The organism is Anabaena sp. PCC 7938, from assembly GCF_049315035.1.
Lineage (GTDB): Bacteria > Cyanobacteriota > Cyanobacteriia > Cyanobacteriales > Nostocaceae > Anabaena > Anabaena cylindrica.
Genome location: NZ_CP186034.1, coordinates 2,576,375 through 2,597,299, shown reverse-complemented (window position 1 = coordinate 2,597,299; position 20,925 = coordinate 2,576,375). Strand labels below are relative to the sequence as shown.

Sequence of the window (20,925 nt, the reverse complement as noted above, 5' to 3'; positions counted from 1 at the left end):
ATTTATTTTAAGTGTTTGTACGCAAGTAATTGTATATTTTATTTTAAATTAAGTTGCGAATTTGTAATATTAACCAACTGTCTCGGAATTGAAAGATTAAAATTCTGATGTAGCTACGGTGATTAATCTGTGTAACACTAGGAAGCTACCTCAAGCTATTTTTAAACGGGAGGTCAGGTCATGGCTATAGCCACCATTAATCCCGCTACCGGGGAAACTATCAAAACCTTTGAGCCGCTGAGTGATGGAGAAATTACGGCTAAATTAGATTTGGCACAGCAGGCTTTTGAAAAGTATCGAAAGACAAGTTTTACAGAGCGATCGCTCTGGTTGCAACAAGCAGCGATAATTTTAGAACAAGAAAAGGCAGATTTTGGCAAATTAATGACCCTGGAAATGGGTAAACCATTGAAAGCTGCGATCGCAGAAGTGGAAAAATGCGCCTTTGTTTGTCGCTATTATGCCGAAAATGCACCTGGTTTTATGGCTGATGTTCCAGTCAAAACCGATGCTAGTCATAGTTTTATCCGCTATCAACCATTAGGGATAATTTTGGCTGTCATGCCTTGGAACTTTCCTTTTTGGCAAGTTTTCCGTTTTGCTGCACCAGCACTAATGGCTGGCAATGTCGGCTTACTCAAACACGCTTCCAATGTCCCCCAGTGTGCCTTGGCAATAGCAGATATTCTCCACCGTGCAGGTTTTCCAACAGGTGCATTTCAAACTTTGTTAATCGGTGCTGCTAAAGTTGCCGATTTAATGGCTGATGACCGCGTAAAAGCTGCTACCTTGACGGGAAGCGAACCAGCAGGTGCATCTCTAGCTGCGGCCTGTGGTAAACAAATTAAAAAAACCGTCTTGGAATTGGGGGGAAGCGATCCCTTTATCGTTTTAGAAAGTGCAGATTTAGAAGCAGCAGTTACCACCGCAGTCACAGCCCGAATGTTAAATAGTGGGCAATCTTGTATTGCAGCTAAACGCTTTATTGTTGCCGAAGCAGTTGCTGATAAATTTGAAAAACTACTTTTAGAAAAATTTCAGGCGCTAAAAGTTGGTGATCCCATGCTACCAGATACCGATTTAGGCCCATTGGCAACCGTCGATATTCTGGAGGATTTAGACAAACAAGTCAAAACTGCTGTGAAAAGCGGTGGAAAAGTCCTCATTGGTGGAAATCCTATCCCAGATTCTCCTGGCAACTTTTATCCGCCAACTATTATCATAGATATCCCAGTAGATACAGCAATTGCTCAAGAAGAATTTTTTGGCCCAGTAGCGTTGTTATTCCGGGTTCCCGATCTCGACGCTGCCATTAAATTAGCTAATGATAGTCCCTTTGGTTTAGGTGCAAGTGCCTGGACAAACAACCAACAAGAAAGCGATCGCTTGATTCAAGAAATTGAAGCAGGTGCAGTATTTATTAACAGCATGGTCAAATCTGACCCCCGCTTACCCTTTGGCGGCATTAAGCGTTCTGGATACGGACGAGAATTGAGCATTCAAGGCATACACGAATTTGTGAATATCAAGACTGTTTGGGTTAAATGATAGGGAATAGGTGACAGGTGACAGGTGACAGGTGACAGGTGACAGAAAGAAAGATAAAGATTCTTTCCTCAACTCCCTCATCTTCCCCATCCTCCCCACTTCTCCAATCCCCAATCCCCAATCCCCAGTCCCCAGTATTATTTTTGAGGAAATCAAATGAATACGGCAGAATTATTAGTACAGTGCTTAGAAAATGAAGGAGTAGAATATGTTTTTGGACTTCCAGGTGAAGAAAATCTTCATGTTTTAGAAGCCTTAAAAAATTCATCCATTCAATTTATTACAACTCGTCATGAACAGGGTGCAGCATTCATGGCGGATGTTTATGGACGTTTAACAGGAAAAGCGGGAGTCTGTCTTTCCACTCTTGGCCCTGGGGCAACTAATTTAATGACCGGTGTTGCAGACGCTAACCTAGATGGTGCGCCCTTAGTGGCAATTACAGGACAGGTGGGAACAGATAGAATGCACATCGAATCCCATCAGTATTTAGATTTAGTGGCCATGTTTGCACCAGTCACCAAATGGAACAAGCAGATTGTCAGGCCAAGTATTACACCAGAAGTCGTGAGAAAGGCATTCAAGCGATCGCAAACCGAAAAACCCGGTGCAGTTCACATCGACTTACCAGAAAATATTGCCGCTATGCCCGTCGAAGGCAAACCTTTGAACAAGAATAATAGCGAAAAAACCTATGCCTCTTTTGCCAGCATTCGTGCCGCTGCCGCCGCAATTTCTCAAGCCGTTAACCCCATCATCTTAGTAGGCAATGGAGCGATTCGCGCCCAAGCTAGTGATGCCGTCACGCAATTTGCCACTCAAATGAATATTCCCGTTGTCAATACTTTCATGGGCAAAGGCGTAATTCCTTATACCCATCCATTAGCATTATGGTCAGTGGGATTACAACAACGAGATTTTATTACCTGCGGCTTTGATAATACAGATTTAGTCATCGCAATTGGCTACGATTTAATCGAATTTTCTCCCAAAAAATGGAATCCTGAAAGCAAAATTCCCATTATACATATAGCTGCAACTTCCGCAGAAATTGATAGTAGTTATATTCCCAAAGTAGAAATTGTCGGTGATATTTCCGATTCCCTCAATGAAATCTTAAGATTAGCAGACAGACAAGGTAAACCTAATCCCTACGCCATTAGCTTACGTTCTAATATTCGTGCTGATTACGAAGAGTATGCCAATGATGACGGCTTCCCGATAAAACCACAAAAACTAATTTATGATTTGCGACAAGTAATGGGGCCAGATGATATTGTTATTTCTGATGTTGGCGCTCATAAAATGTGGATTGCAAGACATTATCATTGCCATAGTCCTAATACTTGCATTATTTCTAATGGATTTGCCGCCATGGGAATCGCAATTCCTGGCGCTTTAGCCGCAAAACTTGTAAATCCTCACCGCAAAGTTGTCGCTGTAACCGGTGATGGTGGATTTATGATGAATTGCCAAGAATTAGAAACAGCTTTGCGTGTAGGTACACCCTTTGTCACTTTAATTTTTAATGATGGTGGCTATGGTTTAATTGAGTGGAAACAGGAAAATCAATTTGGTAAAGGTAACTCCTCTTTCGTGCATTTTGGCAATCCTGATTTTGTTAAATTCGCAGAAAGTATGGGATTAAAAGGCTATCGAGTTGAATCTGCAACTGATTTAATTCCTGTGCTTAAAGAAGCTCTAAGTCAAGATGTACCTGCTGTGATCGATTGTCGCGTAGATTATCGGGAGAACCGTCGCTTTACTCAAAAAGCTGATGACTTACATTGTGATATTTAGTGATGTCATACAGTCGAGTCGAGGACGAAGAAACCCTGTAGGGGCAATTCATGAATTGCCCCTACGGTAAATCAAGGCTTTCACCACCTTTTGGTTATAGTTCTGTTAAACTTCCCATCCTCAACAGGGGTGGGATTTTTTCTAGGGGATTTCACTACAAAAAAATAATTTAAAATAGCGGGCTATTTTTCTGAAATTTCTGTAAAATCAAAATCTAAATCACAAAAATCGTAATTATTCAAACAATGTGTCTTGAATTTGCAGGAAATCGCTTGAACCATTGAGTAAAAATTGAATTACTTATGTTGCGTCGGCTAAGTTTGTTTCCTATATTGCTGAGTGTTTTACTGATGGGTTGCTCTCCAGCAACTACAGCTAAACCTCCTACTGTGACATCAGGTTCCCAAATTCAAACATCAATACCTAAAGGTCAAAATTTGCCAATTTCTGCTGAAGCGACTCTTCCCAAGGGGACAAAAATAAAGTTAGAAGTTGCAGAAACACCCGAACAACAGATGATGGGGTTGATGTATCGACCTGCTTTACCAGATGACCGGGGAATGTTGTTTGTTTTTCCTTCAGCACAACCGGTTAAATTCTGGATGATGAATGTACCTGTATCTTTGGATATGGTCTTTCTCCATAATGGGGTAATCAAGTATATTCAAACTGCTGCACCTCCTTGTAATAGTCAGCCTTGTCCCACCTATGGGCCTAATGTACCAATAGACCGAGTAATTGAACTTAGGGCGGGACGAGCTACTGAATTAGGCTTACAGGTAAACGATCAGGTCAAAATTAAATTCTTAAAGTCTGGTGCTTCTGAGTAATTAGTTATCTATTATCCTCATAATCTGTTTACTTTATGAAAAATCCATCAAGTTTTGATGAAGATTTTTTGTAAAAAAACTATTCCGTAGAATAGTAACAATAATAGTTAAGAGGTTAATATTTCGCTGTAGTGCTAATAACATCAACCTTGCCTAGTTTCCAACTAAAAATCCCGGCTTCAGAGTTTAGTTGGAAAAATCCTCCCTTTGACATAAGTGTAAATAGTCATCAATAGAGGAGTATAGGGCATGGAATCTTTTTTACTCGATGTGTAATTACATCAAGCACAACGAAGTAAACAAGATGAAGCAAATTTGACTAGGAGTTAGCGCTACTTTCAGATTTAGGCAAAGAAGCCAGACGAAAGTTACTTTTTTGCAAAAACTCTCAGAGTAATTAATCTAATTTGCTCTGAGAGGAATAATAAACAAGCTGTGCTGAATTATTGATCAAGTCACAGCATAGTGACACATAAAATACTGGCTTTAGATCACTAAGAAAAGAGGGAACGATAGATGATAATACACTCTACCCAAGGAGGTGAGATAAAAATGGCACCATCAAGATATTCTCGTTTGATTAATTTTCTCCAAGAAGATTTGGCGATTTCCGCTGCTTCCCTTGCTGTAGCGCTGCGTCACCGTGAGCAAGACCCAGGTTCTTTAACTATGATTCTTTGGCAATACGGGTTGATTACTCTAGAGCAATTAGAACAAATTTATGATTGGCTGGAAACGGCATAGGTAAGGAATTCAAAATTTAAAAATCCATTGTTAGTAATACCCAAAAAGAAGAATGATGGCGACAGATGGATCTACAGAATTCAGATATAGAAAGGAATTCCAATCCAAAATCTAAAATCCAAAATCTAAAATGGTATAACTGTATGCAAATTAAATGTGGAACGGTTGAGCTACTTCAGGAGAATTGAGGTATGTCAAATCGACTCTGCCTTGTGCAAAGTTTGATAGATGGAAAAATTTGCTTTGAGCATTTTTACTTATTGAAATCCAAAATAAAAGGGCGAGTTATTTGATTAACTCGCCCTTTTGTTGTTAGGAGTAGGGGCGAAGCATTCGGGCGATCAATTATCAGTTTTTGGCAAAGGCTATTTTCCGAATGCTTCGCCCGTACAGGATTTAGGAGTCAGGAGGAAGAAAAATATTCCCAATCACTAATCACTAATTACTAAAAACTCTTGCTGCTGCGGCTACACCTGCGCCAGAATTGAAGTTTTCATGGCCGAGTTCTAAGAGAACTACTTCTAGTGAGGCTATACAACTGAGGATATCGCGATCGCTCACAAAACCCAAGTGACCAACACGGAAAATCTTATTACTCAGATGGTCTTGTCCACCAGCTAACGCAATATCAAACCGCTTTTTCATCAATGACCGAATTTTATCCGCTTCCATTCCTGGGGTTGCTACGGCTGTAATTGCTGGACTCGCACATTCATCAGCTGCAAACAATGGTAAATTTAGGGCTTTCATTGCTGCACGAGTAGCATTTTTTTGCCGTTCATGACGAGTAAAGATTGATTCCAACCCTTCTTTTTTCATCATCCCCAAAGTGGTGTGTAGTGCCACCATTAAGTTAACTGGGGGAGTAAAAGGAGTTGTATTTTTAGCGGTAGCTTTGCGATATTTACCTAAATCTAAATAGTATTTTGGCAATTTCGCAGTTTTGTAAGCTTCCCAAGCTTTGGGACTGACAGACACAAATCCTAAGCCAGGGGGAATCATGTAGCCTTTTTGGGAACCGGAAGCGACTACATCCAAACCTAAAGCATCAACAGGTACATTGTAAGCACCTAAGCTGGTGACAGCATCAACAATAATTAAAGCTTGACCATGTTCTTTAACATGGCTGTTGATAGCTACCAAATCATTAATTACACCTGTGGAAGTTTCGCTGTGGGTAATAATGACAGCTTTGATTTCTTTGTTGGTGTCAGCTTGCAACTTTTGTGCAAACTTGTCTGGATCTAAGGGTTGTCCCCATTCTGCGGTGATAGCTTCGACATTTAGCCCAAAAGCTTGGCCAACTTCTACCCAACGTTCACCAAATTTACCATTAGAACCAACTAAAATGCGATCGCCTGGTGAAAGGAAATTAATCATCCCAGCTTCCACAGCACCAGTACCGCTAACATTCAGCATTAGCACATCACTTTCAGTTTGATGCAGCCATTTGAGGTTTTGAGTCACCTCACCCATCATGTTGCTGAATTCACTGGTGCGGTGTCCAATAGGATGCTTGGCCAATGCCAGTAAAGCCGCTTCTGGAACCGGAGTGGGGCCAGGAATCATCAACATCAACTTGTCATCCATTATGTCTATCCTAAAACTCAAATAAAAGTCAAAATTGTGTGAGAATGGTTAAATCTGATGGCAAATTTTAGATATTCATCTACTCACATCTTGCTCCCAGCGATGATTAATCAAAGCTACACAGGCAAGACACTACACGTCTTACTGAAGAAGCAAAGGCCACCTGACTGAATTTGAAACCAAACCAGTCATCAATTTATGGTAGCTGAGAGAGTGACATATTCAGTAGGTATTAATCGGGAGTGATGACTTTTCCGCCATGATGATTAAGTGACCAACGGTGGTCAACAGTAACAGCAGAAGCTTGACAATTTTCTTCTAGTCGCTTTTGTTGTGACGCAGCTTTCCGCAGGGTAACAATTAGCTGACTGACTTGATGCTGTAAATCTGAGTTCTGACTTACTGCATTCATGGTTTGCTTTTCTAAAAGTTGAAGTATAAGTTCGTAATGGATAGGTGCAGGTAAAGGAAGTTGCTCCATGAAGTTAATTTAAGATTTTAGATTTTGTCTAATTCAGAGTTGATCTCTGGTAAATAAATTGTTACACAGGAAACAAATTTTGGTAATTGGTAATTGGTAATGGGTGATTGGAAATATTTTCTTCCTTCTTCCTTCTTCCTCCTGACTCCGAACTCCGAACTCCGAACTCCGAACTCCTATTGCTTACTATTTACCAAAAAGATTAGTAATCGCCAATTTGGGATCTGGTTGTTTTACCAAAGACTCACCAATGAGTACGGCTGATGCACCGGCTGTTTCTACTACACTTAAATCCTCTGGGTGATGAAGTCCTGATTCACTAACTACGAGAATATTTTTTTCCTGCAATTGACTACCTCTTTCTTTCAGTAATTGACAGGTAGTTTGCAAATCAACAGAGAAATCTTCTAAATTGCGATTATTGATACCGACTAAAGAAACACCTTCTAAGGCTAAAACCCGGTCAAGTTCTCCCAAACTATGAACTTCTATCAAAGCTGCCATCTTTAGCTTGTTAGCAATTTTGACAAAGTATTGTAAATCTTGATCGCTGAGAATTGCTGCAATTAATAAAACTGCATCTGCGCCATTAATTCGCGCTAAATACATTTGATAAGGATAAATGATAAATTCCTTACATAGTAATGGCAAATCTACGGCAGCACGAACCAAGGATAAGTTCTCAAAACTACCTTGAAAAAACTTAGTATCTGTGAGAATAGAAAGACAACTAGCACCACCAGCTTGATAAGATTTGGCTATTTCTACGGGGTCAAAATCTGCACGTAAAACGCCCTTACTAGGAGAAGCTTTTTTAACTTCTGCAATCAGTGCGGGTTTGGTTTTACCTTGACGAAGCGCGGCGATAAAATCACGGGTTGAAGGCGCAGTGACAAGCTTTTTCTGCAATTCTGCCAAAGGCTGCCTTTCCCGCATTTGCTCAACTTCTATTTCTTTCTGCCAAACAATTTCCTCTAAAATATTATTTGGTGTTGAATTTGGCATAGCTATCTGATAGCGCAATATAGAAATATCAATAGCCTGACTAGGTGAACGACGACGGATTTGCATTTTGGGAAATAGGTAATAGGTAATAGGTGACAGGTAATAGGTAATAGGTAAGAGGTTATTGAATGTTTATCCCATTACCAATTACCAATTACCCATTACCTAACTTGCGATCGCTCTTTTATAAGCTTCATCCAGTACTTCTGATAGTGTAGGATGGGCGTGAACTAAGTAAGCTAGTTTCTGCACAGTTTGCCGATTTGCAACTGCGGCTGAGGCTTCGTGAATTAAATCTGATGCGTGTAATCCGAAAATATGCACACCTAAGACTTCACCTGTATCTTTACGGTAAATCACTTTAGCAATACCATCAGCTTCGTTTTCTGCCAAAGCTTTAGAATTACCTTTGAAATAACTCTTACTGGTAGCAATTTCAAATCCTTCAGCTAAACCCAATTCTTGGGCTGCTGTTTCTGTTAAACCCACATAACTAACTTCTGGATGGGTAAAAGCGGCTGCGGGAATACTGCGATAGTCTACTTTTTTATCTCTACCAAGGATATTTTCTACAGCAATGATACCTTGAGCAGAAGCCGCATGTGCCAGCATCATCTTCCCATTTGCGTCACCAATAGCCCAGAGGTGGGGGACAACTTCACCTGCTGATAGTACCGCCATACTGTCATTAACAGGGATAAAATTCCGTTGATCCAGTTCCACACCCACAGCATCTAAACCGAGATTTTTGGTAGCGGGAATGCGTCCTGTAGCTACCAAGCAAGCATCTACTTCTAAAACTTCTAAATCTTCTTTAGTTTGGAAGTTTGCTAACTCAATCACGACTGGAGAACCAGGAATTATCTTTTTCGCATATATTCCCACTTTGGTTTCAATATCGCGGGGGGCGATTAAAACCCGTTCTGCCAGTTTAGCAATATCGCGGTCAAATCCTGGCATTAACACATCCAGGGCTTCAATCATGGTAACTTCACAGCCCAAAGCGGTGTAGATATCAGAAAATTCTAAACCGATGTAACCACTACCAATAATTGCTATCCACTTGGGTAGGGATTCTAACTTTACCCCTTGGTCACTGGTAAAGACAGTTTTACCGTCTACTTCAATGCCGGGGGGAACGAAAGGAACGGAACCGGGGCAGAGAATGATATCTTGGGCTGTAATTGTTTTTTCACCGCTATCTGTAGTGACGGTGACTTTTTGCGCGCCGGCAATTTTTCCCCAACCGCGAATGATATCAACTCCCAAGCGTTTGAGACTGTTGGTTAAATCGCCTTGAATTTTAGAAACCAGATTATCGGCATGATTAGCGATCGCTTGCCGATCAAATTCTACACTACCAATTTGAATTCCCAAAGATTTCAGGTGATGGGCGTTGCGTAACTCCCGCACCCTTCCAGAAGCTGCCAGCAGCGCCTTAGAAGGAATACAGCCCCGGTTGACACAGGTTCCCCCCATATCTGCTGCTTCGATAATCGCTGTTTTCAGACCGTAGTTAACAGCGTGTAGGGCTGCGCCATGTCCACCTACACCCGCGCCGATAATCACTAAATCGTAATCAAATTCAGAACTCACGTTAGTCTCCCCGTTTTTTTAGCCTACTTGTTTTAACTGTATATCCCCTCTGTGACAACATTTCAGCCGATGCGTTAGTGTTCAGAATGGGGATGACTGGGTAAAATTATAGTTATATTTTGATAATGGGTTTTTCATCACACTGTGCAATTTTAGCGGATTTTCCAATATTTTTGAGTTTTGGTAAGGCTGATTAGTTGAATACTTAGAGTTTAGGTAATATTTATCCAGAGTATAAATTGATAGAGTTGTTCAAAGAATGCGGTATGGGTTGAGTGAAATTGCTACTCCTTCACATTATCTTTAGGTGGATGCCAACCAGCAGTAACCCATGCTTGTCTGACAGTCACTGCGTAGATATTATTAAGTTGTAAAGCTAAAACTGTGACACGACCACAGGCAGTCAATCCCATGATGTGTGTACCATTATTAGTCCAAGCAAAGTGACGTGACCACTTTTGTTGACGAGGATTAAATAACTTTATCTTGCGGTCAGTTATTTGGTCTAGTCCATGAGTTTGAGTACCTTTATAACTGTTGCATAATCTACAGGCCAGCCATAAATTTTCCTCGTCATCAGTGCCACCTTTAGCTTTGGGGATAATATGCTCTATCTCCAAAATTCCCAAAACATACTTTTGCAGACTACGACAATAACCACATTGATGATTAGCCTGGGTTCGCACTCTAACCCGTACTTCTTCAGAAATTTGACTAGAACTCACGCACCTAACTCTTTTATTAATCCACGTTTGACAGCTTCACTTAATGCAGTAGCTTTTCTTAAAAGCCCTTCCTGATAAATTTGCATGAGTGCTTGTAATTCAGAATGTTCTGACTCTGTAAGCATACCAGCTTGTTGTTTGTCTAGTAATTCACTCAAACAGCTATCTTCTTCAGGTTCCATTTGCAATTCTGTCAAAGCTAAAACTTGCTCATCAGAAAGTGTTGATACAGGTTCAAGGATTGCTGCTTCTAAACTGACGGGTGGGATAGAAAATTGAATAGTATCAACTAAGACGCTTGCTAAATCACGGTTTGCTAAACGTGCAAAGTGTTCAGCTTTTTGATAAATGTCATCTGGTAGAGTAATTGTAATTTGGTTACTCATATTTTTAGATAGTTTTTCTTTATCTTAACATTATCAAGAGTTAATTTGGTGTATCTTCATTTAACTCAACCTAGTACAATAGAGTATAATTAAGTAAAAAGTATGGCGGTTTTTCTATGAAAATTCCACTTTTAGAACAGAAAGAAGGAAAACTGGTAACTGTACCTGGTGTTTCTTGGCAACAGTTTAAAACTATTGAGGTGCAGTTACAAGAAAATCATGCTGTGAAATTGGCATATTTAGCAGGGGTGCTGGAAATTATGTCTCCTATTGGTGATAAACATGAATATGTAAAAAAAACGCTTTCTTATTTATTAGAAGCGTACATGAGACATAAGGGGATTCGATTTTATGGTAGGGGTGGTTTTACTTTAGAAGAATCTGGTTATGCTTCGGGAACACCTGATGAGTCTTATTGTATTGGTACTAACAAAGAAGTTCCTGATATTGTCATTGAAATTATAGTTAGTAGCGGCACAATTAAGAGAACTGAGTTGTATAAACCTAAGCGAGTTCCAGAAATTTGGTTTTGGAAGAATAATAAAATCCAAATTTTTAGTTTAAATGCTGTTTTTGAATATGAAGAAGTTAACCGTAGTCGCTTTCTAACAGATTTGGATAAGGAGTTGTTGTTGCAGTTTTTAGCAATTCCTGATCAATATGATGCTGTATCTCAATTTATTGAGTTTATTAGTGAAAAATAAAAATTTATTCCAAATACTTATCCACAAATTCTTGAGGAGTTAAACATTCAGGCTCTTGCGTCCTTTTTATGGTGAAAAATAAAATCACTAAAATTTAATGCCGATAAAATTAAATTATAAAAGCTGAAAAGTCTATCTATGTAAAGGTTTACGAAGTTTTAAACATATGGGAATAAGCATATCATTATAATCATAATTATTAAAAACAAATTTTTTAGGGATAATTATGAAATTTAGCGTAGATCAAATTCTCAATCTCCCAGATATGAAAGTGTTAGATTTTCAAGAACTTGTTGGGGCGGAAATAATTATAACAATAGAGAAGGCTGTCAAAGATTCTACTTGTCCAGATTGTGGAAAAACCACCCATAGTATACATCAAAATCATTGGCGAATGATTCATGATTTATCTTGGAGTGAAAAACTAGTATTGTTAAAAATCAATCGCCGTCAATTCAAATGTAACAAGTGCAAAAAAGTCTTCTCTTGCAAAGTTGCTCCTCTTGGGGAGACCCCAAGACCGCACTTTGCGCTTAGTGAAAAGCTAAGTTTTGTAGATAAAAGTAAAGGATATACTAAAAGATTAGCCATAGATATAGTTGCACAAGTATTAGATAGTAATATTCATAGTGTTGCCGAAAGAAATGACTTGAGCGATGAAGAAGTTGAATCAATGTTAAAAGCACAAGTATCACAAATATTAAATATTAATTTAAGTCAGGTAAAAAGGTTAGGCATAGATGAAATTGCTTTGGTGAAAGGTCAAGGAAATTATTTGGCAGTACTAGTAGATTTAGATACTCGTAAACCAATTGAATTGGTGAAGTCAAGAAGAATAAAAGAAATACGTGAAGTTGTTGTCAAATGGGGATCTCAGGTACTTGAGCAAATAGTTGAAGTGAGTATCGATCTTTGGTCTCCTTATAAAAGTTTAGTAGAAGAATTAATGCCAAATGCAAATATAACTGCTGATAGATTTCATGTAATGAAACAAGTAAATGATGAATTAGATGCTATGCGTAAATCTGAAAAAAAGCCGCCATGTCTTTAGACAATAAATCAGAGCAAGACCGAATATTAGCAGGATTAAATAAAAGCAAATATAGCTTAATAAAAAATGAAGATTCTTTAAATGAACAACAAAAAGAAAGATTAAATAATGTTCAAGAAGTTTCCCCTATTCTGGCAAAAATGCACGCCCTAAAAGAAGAATTTCGGGACATATTTGAATCCACTAAGTCTTGGGGCGAAAGCATAATGAATTTATTAGATTGGATGCACGATGGACTTTCTTATTTTCCCAAAAGTATAGGAACAATGATTAGGTGGTTTGGTGAAGTTGTAGGTTATTTTGACGGCAGAACTACCAGTGGTACTGTGGTTCGCGTAGCGTTCCGCAGGAAAGGAATTAATAATAAACTCAAATTAATCAAAAGACTTGGATATGGATTCCGTAACTTTAGCAATTTTAGATTACGTAGTTTATTAAATTGGCACTTTAGTATTAATTCTCCATAAAATAGACGCAAGAGCGAGGATTTTCAGGATAATGCAATCAGCATTCTGTTTAATTCCTCAATCTTCATTTTGTCTGAATCAGGATGCTCAGGATTTAAGGATTTTCAGGATAATGCACTCAGCATTCTGTTTAATTCCTCAATCCTAATTCAGATAAACATTCTGTTAATCTTTAAATTCTGTAAATCCTGATTCAGTCTAATTATAGTTACTATCTCAGTAATTATACAGGTAATGATAGGATTGAGCGAGAAACTAGACTCCTGATAGCATAAGGACATTATTTACAAATGGTTTTTTTTAATAAAGACGAACAACTAGAAAATCTCGGTAATGAAATTTTAGAGGCAACTTGGTCTAATTTTGCAAGTTTAGCTCGAAACCAAATTGCTTTAACTTGGGTTGTGTATGATCCTCCCGTACTTGTAAATACAGGTGGTGCTTTAACTCCTGACGCTTTTTGGAGTCATCCGGTGCGAGGATTTAGTTATCGTGGTGTAGAACGTATCTATCCTGCTAGTGTGGTGAAGTTGTTTTATTTAGTAGCGGTTCATGAATGGCTAGGAAAGGGAATGACTCAGACTTCCAAGGAATTGGAGCGAGCTTTGCGGGATATGATTGTTGATTCTAGTAATGATGCTACTAGTTTAATTGTCGATATTCTCAGCGGGACTACTTCTGGAGCAGAGTTACCCGCTGGACCTTTTGAAACGTGGAAATATCAACGCAATATTATTAATCGCTATTACCAGTCTTTGGGGTGGGAAGAAATGGGGACGATTAATGTCTGTCAAAAAACTTGGGGAGATGGTCCCTATGGACGGGAAAGGGCATTTTATGGGGAGATGTTTGAAAATAGGAATATGCTGACTGCCAATGCTGTGGCGAGGTTATTGCATAGTATCGTGGGTGGGGTAGCTGTGTCGAGTGTGCGATCGCAATCCATGATGTCTTTACTCAAACGCAGTATTAAGGCTGATGAGTTACCCCAAGATGTCGAAGAAGACCAAGTTACAGGCTTTATAGGTGGTGGATTACCTGAAAATAGTCAAATCTGGTCAAAAGCTGGTTGGACAAGTTCTGTGCGCCATGATGCAGCTTATATTGAATTGCCAGATCAGCATCCTTATCTATTAGTGGTATTTACAGAAGGGAAAGCACAAGCTAAAAGCCGAGAAATTTTACCTTTTGTTTCTAGGAAAATTGCGGAAGCGGTTAGCAATTTATAAACATGATATAAGTTGTGCGTTAACACAGTTTAACGCACTCTACCAGATCAGCGATTTCATTAAAAATACTTTAATCCTTAACAGCTGCTAACCAAGCCTATAAATCAGCCAAACTCGTAAAATCTAACAATGCTTCACTCAAATCTTCCATAACAGGTAATGGTAAAGCAGAAATTGAAGCTCGTATTTCGACAGATAATTCACCAAACCGCTTGGTCAACAGCTCTACCATACTTACTTTGTATGGGAATGAGAAAAATAGACAGCCTTTTCTTGTCTAAATTTTGATGCTACCGATCGCATATAGTTCTCCCTCAATGCGTTTATTGGCAAGTATTAATCGGCTTTCTGACTGATGACTATGGAAAGGTTTTTGAACAATCTGATTGAGTAAAGATACCGTTTGCTGAACCGAGAAGTAAGAAGAGAACACACGTCTATTCTCAAAGGTTTCGATAATACTCACTAACAACCAGTCTTGCAAATTATTATTGAATATCTGATGATCATATTGCTGACTGACTGGGAGAAAAGGCTCATCAACCTTGATTAAGCTGCCAGAATTTAGATAAGTGATTAGTTGTTGGAGTGTTTCCACACTAACTTGTCTTTTACCTAACTCTGCTGCTACTCTGGCCAAACTGCAATATCTAGTCAACGAAGGTTTAGCTTGGACGGCTTGCTGAATACATTCAAAGGAATATTTTAAGGCTGCAAACTGTTCTGATTGAGAAAGGCTGGGTGTTTTTGCTAGAAAGAAATAGTTTAGCCCTTCTAAGTAAACTTGACTGTCAGTCTTGGAAACCGTTGCGTATTCTTGCCACTGATTCAGAAAAGGTGTGGCATAATTTAAAATTGCTATTGCTTCTAACCAATAGGATGGGTTTGTAAGTAAAGGCTTTTCTGGAATTTCTGTAACCAGCAAACCACGTTCAGCTAACTGTTGCGATCGCTCTATTTTACAAGCAAACAAGTTTAATTGGTAGCCATCGACAGGCTGATTTACATCAAAAGGAACTAAACAACCTATGCTAGAAACTAAGTAGTAAGTCTCATAGCCTAGATTTTGAAATAGCTGAATTAGCCGCATATTAATATGTTTACCATGCTTGAGTTCAAACATAATTAATGGCGATTGCTCGAAGAAAAATCTTTTGCCACCTGCCAGTATCTTGGCTTCTTCTCCTTCTGCATCTAACTTAATAAAATCAATCTTCTGCCAATTGTGTTGTTCTAATTCTCGATCTAGATTCAGCAGTTTAATAGTTTCTTGTTGTTGGGATAAACCATCTTGCTGTAGAGAATTTAGTTCACTATTTGTTGATAAAAATAAAGTTGCTTCACCCTCGCAATCTGATAACCCAGCATTGATTATCTCTACATTGGTGAAACCGTTAGCTTCTACACCTTTTCGCAGTAAGGAAACAACAGAACTGGCAGGTTCATAAGCAGTAATCTTACCTTGTCCTTGGAGTAACCTAGCCATAGTCAAGGTGTAGACTCCATGATTAGCACCAATATCTAGGATTTCCATTCCTGGTGTAATAAGTTTGCGAACAAACTCCATTTCTGGCTCAAACCAATCACCCTGCTCTAACAAAACATAACTTGTCAGGCTGTTTAGATCATTTTTAATACAGATTTTAATTCCACCCTCAATCTCAACGAGGCATTCATCAGGCTGAAGATGATCAGCGTCAATAAATTTAAAGTATTTAAGTTCTTCAGAATTGTTAGCATTTTTCAGAAAAATCGGAATAATTTTCTTGGCAGTTTTAGAGCAATACTGCTGTAAAAAAAGTTTTAAATTTTGCTGTATTTCACTATTATTTGGTTCTACTAATACTGCACACCGATAATATTTTTCAGCCTGATCTATTAATTCCTGTTCTGCCAACAGTTGGCCTAAAGCTTGATAGGTGGCAGCAGAAGAGCGATTAATGGCAAGAGACTGTAAATAAGATGGGATAGCATTTTCTACATCATCCAATCCTTGATAAGCCTGACCTAAATAATAGTAAGCCTGAGCATCATTAGGATTATTTTCGAGATATTGTTGATAATAATTAACAGCATCAGCAAATTCTAAATCAACAGGAAAAGAAGCGTTAGTAGGAGGATTTTCGCTGGTAGCTATTTTTGATTCCTGTTCAATATAAATTTGCCACATTTGGCGATAAGCTGCTTCTAACGTACTAGTCATGTTTTTGACATCCAACAGAGGAGAGTGCTGCACTCTTTCCCGCATAGTTGAGCGCAAAGATTGTAGATAATCTGGATTTCGGGCTAATGCGATCGCTTTTTCAACATACTCGACGGCACTATAGGCAATGCAATCATCCAAACCAACGCTATGGAGAATGCTTGCACTCATGCGTTCCATCTTCCGAGTCCCGGCTACAGTTATTGTTGGTACTCCCATCCACAAAGCTTCACAAGTTGTAGTGCATCCTGTATAGGGAAGACTATCCAAATGCAGATCAACCTGGTTATAAAGATTCAGGTGATCTTCATCAGCAGCATAACCACCATACAAAAAGATACGTTTCGGATCAATACCCTGTTCCACAAAGGGAGTTTGGATTTTTTCAGCTATTAAAGGGCTAAATACATCAGAACTAGCGCATTTTAAAACCAAGCGAGAGTTAGGAACTGCTTTGAGGATTTCAATCCACAGCGCAAAAGTTTCTGGTGTGAGTTTGCGTAAATTATTAAAAGATGAAAAAGTGAAGATGCCCGTTTTTTTACAAGGAAGTTCAGTAACTTCAGGTGCATTTTTCAGGGGTTCATAACCCACATAACAACGGGGTAAACGCCATATAGTTTCGCTGGTTTTTTCCTGTGTATCATGAGGATGGAGAACCTCATCAGTAATCCAATAGTCAATAGTAGGTAAACCCGTAGTCGCAAAATAGCCTAGATACGTGGTTTGAATTGGTGCTGGTTTTATTCCCAAAACAATCATCCGGTTATTTGCCGTATGTCCTGCTAAATCAACCAGAATATCTATGTGATCTGTTTGAATTAACTCAGCTACTTGTAAATCTGAAAGACCGACAGTAGAACGCCAAGCATCGCAGATATCTATAATTTCATCTGTAATTGCATCAGGTTCATTTACTTCACCATAGCAGAAAACCTCAACCTGGGTGCGATCGTGGTGTTGGAAAATAGGTTTAATAAATGTACTTACAGAATGTCTGCGGAAATCAGGGGAAATATAGCCAATGCGTAAACGACGATGTGGAGTTTTATCGTTACGATTAGTAGTGAGAGTCGGTAGCCATTGATTAACTACTTGTTGCTCATACCACAATTGAGTAGAATCTAAAATCTGTTGGGGTGTAAAACTAATAAGCGAACTTAAATTGAACAGAAAGCAAGAATGAAGTTTAGGATTATTGGGATTAATTTTTAAAGCTTCATTTAACAAACTAATGCACTCTGATAATTTTCCTTGTTCGCCAGCAATAAATCCTAAAATTTCGTAAGTTTCGGCATGATTTGGATTTAATTGCAGAATTTTCTGGAAACATTTCTCGGCTAAATCGCCCTGTCCATTTTTATAGTAAACATAACCTAAATTTTTGAGTGCATCAATATGATTAGCATTAATCTTTAAAGCACGATGATAAGAAAATATTGCCTCTGGATAGTATTTTTGATTTTGCAAAACACAACCTAGATTATAATGACCCAAAACACAATCTGGGTCTAGTTCTATCACCGATTTAAAACAGTTCTTAGCTTGTTCCCATTTACGCTCACGCACCAATATTGCGCCAGTATCATTAATTTGTTCTGTGAGTTGAGGCAACAATTCTAACTCTTTTTTTTCTAGCAGATTCTGAATAAAATCCGCACCCTCTCCTTGTTGCCACAGTAGAGCTAAATTGAATTTAGCACCTTGATGATCCGCATCTAGTTGCAAAACTTGGGAAAATTGCTCTATCGCTTTGATAAAATGCTTTTGACGTTTAAAAATCAATCCTAAACGATAATAAGCTTTAGTATACTTAGAATTGATGGTAATAGCATGAGTATAATTATCAATAGCCTGTTCCCACTTATCCTGTTGTTCATAGACAAAGCCCAGATTATAGTAAGACTTTGCTAACTGCGGTTGAATACTGAGAGCGCGTAAATACCATTTTTCAGAAAATTGTAAGTCATTTTGTAAAGTGAGGAATTTTCCTAACAAATGGTACACTTCTGCCGCTTCCTGTAACCGACCCCTTGCAGTTAAAGCGGTGATCAGACATTTATCAATAGATTCATAAAACTGTTCCCGTAATTTTTCCGATTTGAAATGACCAATTTGCCCAAGAAGTTTATCAATTTGTATTAGTAGTGGTTCTAATTGAATTGATACCAAATTTTGTTCTATTTTTTGAAATAAACTAGATTCATCTTCATCATGAAATTGCAGTAACAAGGGACTGAGTAATGTTTCAATAATTAAGCATTGTTGAGGATTAAGAATCTGTTGCCATTCCTCGCTCTTTTCTTGCTCTAGTCGATACTGTTTTAGTAACAATTCAATTTCGGGTTTTGTCGATTCAATTTCTAAATACGTGGATAACCGACCAATTTCCGAATGTGGTTGTGCGAGCAAGTTCTCTTTACGGATTAATAAAGTTTGATTGACATCACTAAACCACTGCTCTTGGTATTGTTGCCAAAGATTAATAAAAGTAGATTCAAAAGTTTCCTTTTGTTTAGGAGAAGTGATGACAGTAGTCAAAATTTCACGGGGATCTTGATGTAGATAAACACTCTTAGCCTGACCGTGATGGATTACTTCTAAGGCTAATTCTGAAAGAACCTGATATTGGATCAGTATTGGCAGTGCAGGTTTTTCTATGATTTTAAAATAAGCGTCAATTTCAGTTGCAGTTTTGCAAGTAGTCCCTTGAATATTTGTTCTACCAGTTTGAGTGAGCAGAGCTTGGCAAAGGTTGTAAGAAAGAGTTCTTAAATTTTGAGCAGTGCCACCACAAAATATAATCATAATTACTTTCAATCCCTGATAATTTATGTAAAAGTTTCAAAAAATAATATAGCAATTGCCAAGCTCATGAAATACACCCCACCCGCGCTGTCGCGCACTCTCCCCTTACCAAGGGGAGGGTTGGGGAGAGGTAATTTTGTATTTAACTAGAGTGGGAAAGGCTATATTCACAAAAATCTAAATAGTAGGATAAACGGTTAATTTCGTAGTTGGGGAATTTTTTTAGTAATATTGGGCAGGCAAGATGCCTACCCCACAAGATTTTTAATTTATCAAACTACAACTAATCAAGAGCCGCAGAACCACCACTCTGCCATGATTTAACAATGCCGATAATGTCACCAAAGCGATAATCATTAATAGCAGAATTAATGGCGCGAGCAATAGCAGATTGAATGCTATTGTCTGTATAATTAACAGTTCCAGCATTCATATTTCCCTTGATAATTGTCACTTGACTTGGATCATGTCCTACAGCACCATAGATAATTTTCAGTGTCAGATGACCACTAGGACTGATGGAATCTTGTGGAAATACAATTTCCGATGCAAAGCTGTTAGTTGTACCATTCGATAAAATGCTAGTCACTGCCGCAGAGACTCTAGACTGGGAATCTGTACCAATAAACTGAGCCTGAGCAGGCTTTTCCTGAATAAATGAGGCTGCAACTGCTATCCCTACTAATAAAAATGCAATGACTGATGCCTTTGATATGTGGGTACAGTTGGTGTTCATGATTGGGACACTCTAGTTGTTGACTATCCCAACATTTCCCAGCTTAAACCTTCATTTCTGGAGAAAAAATAGCAGACGTTCATTCAAAATCAGATTAAAATAAATTCATCCCCTAGTTGAAGCTGAGGGGATGAATTGTAGGGCATAAGGATTTAATATTCCTGCCTATGTCCCTTAAAGGTGGTTGACGATTCCTTCTATTCCCTTTTATTAGTGGGAATCGCCGACTTTCCTTAACTAGTCCAAGGCAGCAGAACCGCCACTTTGCCAAGATTTAACGATACCAATAATGTCACCAAAGCGAGTAGCAGCTTCAGCGGAGTCTATCGCACGAGCAGTAGCGGCTTCAACTGTGCTTGCAGAATAAGTTGCTGTACCAGCACTCATGTTTGCTGTTGTAATAGCAACTTGGCTCACGTCAGCTGACACAGTTGCATAAGTAGCGCTAATTGTTACTGTACCACTAGAGGCTATAGACTGCTCTGGAAATACCATTTCCGCAGCAAAGCTGTTGGTTACATCATTTGATAAAACGCTAGTAATCGCACCAGATACTCTGGACTGAGAATCAGCACCAATAAACTGAGCTTTGGCTGGTTCAGCAGAGATGAATGATGCTGCTACTGCACCACCTGCTAAGAGAGAAGAAATAGCAGCAGCTTTTAATGTTTTGTTAGATTTTGCGTTCATGATTGGTAATTCCTAGCTTTTTTGATGAAAACTTACACACTACAAAAACTTACGATTGTGCCTGAAAGTATACAGATGGATACTTGGTTGCTTTGGGAACGGGTAAGAATCTATGTCTAATACAATAAACGCTATTTTGAAAGGTTGTTACGGGGTAAATATTGAACTTAAATACCTATTTTTAAATGTACTTTTATGTAAGTAGACTTAGTGGAACTTCTCAAGAATTTTCCTGAAAAATCCCGTGATATTTCAGGTATTTTTTAAAATTGCAAGGTTAAGGCAGTGTTAAATAAAACTCTAAGATATAATGTGCTGGGATGTATGGCTAT

At 38.6% G+C, this 20,925-nt stretch carries 15 protein-coding genes and 2 pseudogenes; 7 read left to right on the top strand and 10 right to left on the bottom strand.

All coding sequences use genetic code 11. The features are described 5' to 3' along the window. The first annotated feature begins 180 nt into the window (after positions 1-180). From ACOWPH_RS11960 to ACOWPH_RS11945, 4 genes are all read left to right on the top strand, one after another. Complete coding sequence (locus ACOWPH_RS11960; RefSeq protein ID WP_015215604.1) at positions 181-1,548, top strand: NAD-dependent succinate-semialdehyde dehydrogenase; 1,368 nt, start codon at positions 181-183, stop codon at positions 1,546-1,548. Positions 1,549-1,704: 156 nt separating this feature from the next. After that, positions 1,705-3,348 carry an acetolactate synthase large subunit gene (locus tag ACOWPH_RS11955; RefSeq protein ID WP_015215603.1) on the top strand — a complete coding sequence of 548 codons (1,644 nt, stop codon included), beginning with the start codon at positions 1,705-1,707 and terminating at the stop codon, positions 3,346-3,348. Positions 3,349-3,650: 302 nt separating this feature from the next. Next, positions 3,651-4,178 carry a DUF192 domain-containing protein gene (locus tag ACOWPH_RS11950; RefSeq protein ID WP_015215602.1) on the top strand — a complete coding sequence of 176 codons (528 nt, stop codon included), beginning with the start codon at positions 3,651-3,653 and terminating at the stop codon, positions 4,176-4,178. Positions 4,179-4,694: 516 nt separating this feature from the next. Next, on the top strand, positions 4,695-4,922 hold the full coding sequence (locus tag ACOWPH_RS11945; RefSeq protein WP_042465138.1) for a DUF2949 domain-containing protein: 228 nt from the start codon (positions 4,695-4,697) through the stop codon (positions 4,920-4,922). A gap of 438 nt (positions 4,923-5,360) precedes the next feature. On the opposite strand, the gene ACOWPH_RS11940 is transcribed toward ACOWPH_RS11945, so the two are convergent. From ACOWPH_RS11940 to ACOWPH_RS11915, 6 genes are all read right to left on the bottom strand, one after another. Beyond that, the gene (locus ACOWPH_RS11940) at positions 5,361-6,512 is read right to left on the bottom strand and encodes a pyridoxal-phosphate-dependent aminotransferase family protein (RefSeq protein ID WP_015215600.1); all 1,152 of its coding nucleotides are present in this window, start codon (positions 6,510-6,512) and stop codon (positions 5,361-5,363) included. Positions 6,513-6,744: 232 nt separating this feature from the next. Next, positions 6,745-6,993: a DUF5340 domain-containing protein gene (locus tag ACOWPH_RS11935; RefSeq protein ID WP_015215599.1), complete on the bottom strand. Its 249-nt coding sequence runs from the start codon at positions 6,991-6,993 to the stop codon at positions 6,745-6,747. A gap of 186 nt (positions 6,994-7,179) precedes the next feature. Next, positions 7,180-8,064, bottom strand: a complete 885-nt coding sequence (trpC, locus tag ACOWPH_RS11930) for an indole-3-glycerol phosphate synthase TrpC (protein WP_015215598.1) — start codon at positions 8,062-8,064, stop codon at positions 7,180-7,182. Positions 8,065-8,163: 99 nt separating this feature from the next. Further along, positions 8,164-9,594 (bottom strand): dihydrolipoyl dehydrogenase, encoded by a 1,431-nt coding sequence (lpdA, locus tag ACOWPH_RS11925; RefSeq protein ID WP_015215597.1) that lies wholly within the window; start codon positions 9,592-9,594, stop codon positions 8,164-8,166. Positions 9,595-9,878: 284 nt separating this feature from the next. Next, complete coding sequence (locus tag ACOWPH_RS11920; protein WP_015215596.1) at positions 9,879-10,319, bottom strand: HNH endonuclease; 441 nt, start codon at positions 10,317-10,319, stop codon at positions 9,879-9,881. Further along, the gene (locus ACOWPH_RS11915) at positions 10,316-10,705 is read right to left on the bottom strand and encodes a hypothetical protein (RefSeq protein WP_015215595.1); all 390 of its coding nucleotides are present in this window, start codon (positions 10,703-10,705) and stop codon (positions 10,316-10,318) included. The genes ACOWPH_RS11920 and ACOWPH_RS11915 overlap by 4 nt, the downstream gene beginning before the upstream one ends. A 116-nt stretch (positions 10,706-10,821) precedes the next feature. Here ACOWPH_RS11915 and ACOWPH_RS11910 point away from each other — a divergent pair, with 116 nt between their 5' ends. The 3 genes and pseudogenes from ACOWPH_RS11910 to ACOWPH_RS11900 all read left to right on the top strand — a co-directional run bounded on the left by ACOWPH_RS11910 (position 10,822) and on the right by ACOWPH_RS11900 (position 14,156). Further along, positions 10,822-11,409, top strand: coding sequence for a Uma2 family endonuclease (locus ACOWPH_RS11910; RefSeq protein ID WP_015215594.1), 588 nt, complete (start codon positions 10,822-10,824; stop codon positions 11,407-11,409). Between the two features lie 226 nt (positions 11,410-11,635). Further along, positions 11,636-12,927 (top strand): annotated as a pseudogene (locus ACOWPH_RS11905) (ISL3 family transposase). 290 nt (positions 12,928-13,217) lie between these two features. Then, on the top strand, positions 13,218-14,156 hold the full coding sequence (locus ACOWPH_RS11900; protein ID WP_015215592.1) for a serine hydrolase: 939 nt from the start codon (positions 13,218-13,220) through the stop codon (positions 14,154-14,156). A gap of 97 nt (positions 14,157-14,253) precedes the next feature. On the opposite strand, the pseudogene ACOWPH_RS11895 reads toward ACOWPH_RS11900, so the two are convergent. The 4 genes and pseudogenes from ACOWPH_RS11895 to ACOWPH_RS11880 form a co-directional block, all read right to left on the bottom strand. After that, positions 14,254-14,388: pseudogene (locus ACOWPH_RS11895) on the bottom strand (DUF4351 domain-containing protein); the annotation flags it as partial. Between the two features lie 45 nt (positions 14,389-14,433). Then, positions 14,434-19,167, bottom strand: a complete 4,734-nt coding sequence (locus tag ACOWPH_RS11890) for an FkbM family methyltransferase (RefSeq protein WP_096713133.1) — start codon at positions 19,165-19,167, stop codon at positions 14,434-14,436. Positions 19,168-19,450: 283 nt separating this feature from the next. Further along, positions 19,451-19,903: a hypothetical protein gene (locus ACOWPH_RS11885; RefSeq protein ID WP_015215589.1), complete on the bottom strand. Its 453-nt coding sequence runs from the start codon at positions 19,901-19,903 to the stop codon at positions 19,451-19,453. Positions 19,904-20,140: 237 nt separating this feature from the next. Continuing rightward, complete coding sequence (locus ACOWPH_RS11880) at positions 20,141-20,593, bottom strand: hypothetical protein (protein ID WP_015215588.1); 453 nt, start codon at positions 20,591-20,593, stop codon at positions 20,141-20,143. Between the last annotated feature and the right edge of the window lie 332 nt (positions 20,594-20,925).